Annotated in this window: 4 protein-coding genes; all 4 read right to left on the minus strand. The window is 62.2% G+C overall.

Annotated features, from left to right (window positions below):
* Window positions 1-48 precede the first annotated feature (48 nt).
* Window positions 49-342: a hypothetical protein gene (locus AC0L30_RS42605; protein WP_007590556.1), complete on the minus strand. Its 294-nt coding sequence runs from the start codon at window positions 340-342 to the stop codon at window positions 49-51.
* Entirely contained in the window at window positions 342-1,955 is a 1,614-nt protein-coding gene (gene tnpC, locus AC0L30_RS42610) for an IS66 family transposase (protein WP_473406756.1), read from the minus strand. Before tnpC ends, AC0L30_RS42605 begins: the two co-directional genes overlap by 1 nt.
* Before the next feature lie 72 nt (window positions 1,956-2,027).
* Window positions 2,028-2,375, minus strand: coding sequence for an IS66 family insertion sequence element accessory protein TnpB (gene tnpB, locus AC0L30_RS42615; RefSeq protein WP_007591027.1), 348 nt, complete (start codon window positions 2,373-2,375; stop codon window positions 2,028-2,030).
* Window positions 2,372-2,761, minus strand: a complete 390-nt coding sequence (gene tnpA, locus AC0L30_RS42620) for an IS66-like element accessory protein TnpA (RefSeq protein ID WP_007591026.1) — start codon at window positions 2,759-2,761, stop codon at window positions 2,372-2,374. Before tnpA ends, tnpB begins: the two co-directional genes overlap by 4 nt.
* Window positions 2,762-2,844 lie beyond the last annotated feature (83 nt).

Genomic DNA, 2,844 nt, shown 5'->3' on the forward strand with positions numbered 1-2,844 from the left:
GTAACCCTACGCGGTAGGCCGCAGCGCGCTGATCTTTCCAGTTAACCGTTAGAGCTCGTCGGACTCCTCGGTTTTCGGCTTCATCGTCGCAGCGAGCACTTGGCGGCGTTTTTCGATGATGCTAGGGTCCTCTTTGTGGATTGCGATCAGCTCTTTGAGGTTCTCGATCCCCTCATCGGTGAACGCCATCACCCCATCTTCACCGACGCCCACGACCCATAGCTGGCCATCCTCGGGGTCCATTTCTTCGGCGACCTCGAACAGCCATTCCTCGTCTTCTCCAAGCATCTCGGCGACATGGCCGAGGGTAAACACGTGGCTGACTTTGTTGACGGGCCCCATCAAGCCGCCTGCGCCGCGAGGCCTTGCTGTTGCGCAATCTTCCAGTTCCAGGGCAGCAGCTCATCGAGCCTGTGGGCGGGGTGGATGGCGATGCGAGCGAGTACATCGGCAAGCCAGACCTGAGGATCGACGTCGTTCATCTTCGCAGAGACGATGAGGCTATACATGGCGGCGGCACGACGCCCTCCGCGGTCGGACCCGCAGAATAACCAAGACTTTCTGCCCAATGCGATGCCGCGCAGCGCTCTTTCGGCGGCGTTGTTCGAGAGACAGACGCGGCCATCGTCGAGGAAGCGTGTGAAGGAGCCCCAGCGCTTGAACATGTAGTTCATGGCCTTGGCCAGATCGTGACCGCGGGAGAGCTTGGCGCACTGCTCACGCATATAGGCTTCCAGATCGGCAACCAACGGAGCGCTCTGCGCCTGGCGGACAGCCTCTCGGTGGTCGGCGCCTTGGCCATTGATCGTGCGCTCGATTGCGAAGAGGGCGTCGATGCGACGCACGATCTCGATCGCAATCGGCGAGAGGGCGATCTCCTTCTTGCCAGCAGCCTTACGTCGCGCGTTTTCCTCAAGATCCGCCATGGCGAAGAACGGGCGCCGGGCATGCACCCAACAGGCCGCCTCCCTGATAGGCCCAGGACTTCGCGGGGGCTCGTAGAGTTTGGTGTATCCGCCGAAGGCGTCGGCCTGCAGGATACCGCTATAGTTGGCCAGATGCGCCTGCGGATGCTCGCCCCTTCGATCGCGCGAGTAATAGAACATTGCCGCCGGCGGATCTGAGCCGCCGAAGGGGCGGTCGTCCTTTACATAGACCCAGCATCGAGCGACATCGCACTTGCCCAAGGCCAGCGCGGGCACGGTGGTGTCGTCGCCGTGGAGGCGTTCGGATGCCATGACGTGGGCTTCCAACAGACGCAACAGCGGCTCCAATACCGTGCAGCACGCTCCGACGGCGTCGGCTGCGGTCGACAGACTGATCGGCACGCCTTCCAACGCGTAACGCTCGGTTTGCCGGTTCAGAGGCTGATGCTGGCCGAACTTCTCATAGAGCAGCATGGCCAGCAGGCTCGGCCCCGCCCACCCTCGCGGGATCACATGGAATGGCGCCGGTGCCTGGCTGATCTTCTCGCAGTCGCGGCAAGAGAACTTCTCGCGCACCGTCTCGATTACCTTCCACTGACGCGGCACCGATTCCAGCGTTCGGGTCACATCTTCGCCGAGCTTGCGCAAGCGATTGCCGCCGCAGCATTCGCACGCCGTCGGCGGATCGATCACCACCCGCTCGCGCGGAAGGTGGTCTGGGAACGTGTTGCGCTCAGCGCGCTTGCGCGTAAATCCGTCAACCGTAGTCGTTTTGGCGACTGCCTGCTCCGCCGCCAATTCGTCTTCCGTCGCGTTAGCTTCCAATTCTTCGAAGGTAAGCGCCAGCTGGTCGATCAACCGCGCCGAGCGCTCCGATTTCTGGCCGTAAACCTGGCGCTCGAGCTTCGCTATCCGCAAGGTCTGCTGCACAATCAGCGCGGCGTCCTCCGACGCCTTTGCCCGCGCTACCGCCAGCTCCGCTTTCAGCGCGGCGTTTTCTTCGGCAAGAGCGGCGCGATCAGCATCCATGAGACGAAGTGAATCATAGTTTTAGTGATTTGCGGCACCCCAAAATACGCGGGTTTCCACATTTTTCTTCGCTCATCCCGCCCTTGTCGGCCGCCACGTCAGTTGTGGATTGCGCCAATCGATCCCTTCGAGCATGTACGCCATCTGCGCCGCCGAGATCGACACCGCGTCACCTGACGCCGAAGGCCAGATGAACTTTCCGCGATCCAAGCGTTTCGCATAGAGCGACAGCCCGATCCCGTCATGCCAGAGGATCTTTGCCAAATCGCCACGCCGGCCTCGGAAGATATAGAGATCTCCGGCGTGGGGATCCCGCTTCAGGCTCTCCTGAACCTGCAAAGCCAGACCCTGCATGCCGCGACGCATGTCGGTGTGGCCGGTTGCGATCCAGACTCTGACGCCACCCGGTATCGGGATCATCGCCGGCTCAGAACATCAAGGACCCGCCCCAACGCGTCAGCATCGACGTTCTCGTCAACGCTGACACGCTTGCCGCCACCGAGTTCGATCTCGATCAGGCCCCGGCGCCTCCGGGGCGAAATCACCGCTGGGGCTTCAATCGATGGAACGCTTTCGGTCGCACCCGGGGTGAGCTGAACAGGGACAAGCTTCGGTCCCGCCGAAACGACACTCGCCAGGCGCGCCCGCCGCCGCCACGTGAACACCAAACTCGTCGAAATGCCGTGCCGCCGCGCGATCTCCGTCACAACCGCGCCGGGCGCCAGCGTCTCTTCGATGATCCGCATCTTATCGTCGCGAGACCAGCGACGACGACGCTCAACCCCGCCCAGGACCTCTACCCGCATCTACCGACCTTAAGGCTAGCCTTAAAGCTAGATCCTCGTCGGATACCTGCAACTCAACAAGGCGGCCCACCCCGGAGGAATAC

Source organism: Bradyrhizobium sp. MI1.11 (assembly GCF_055811255.1).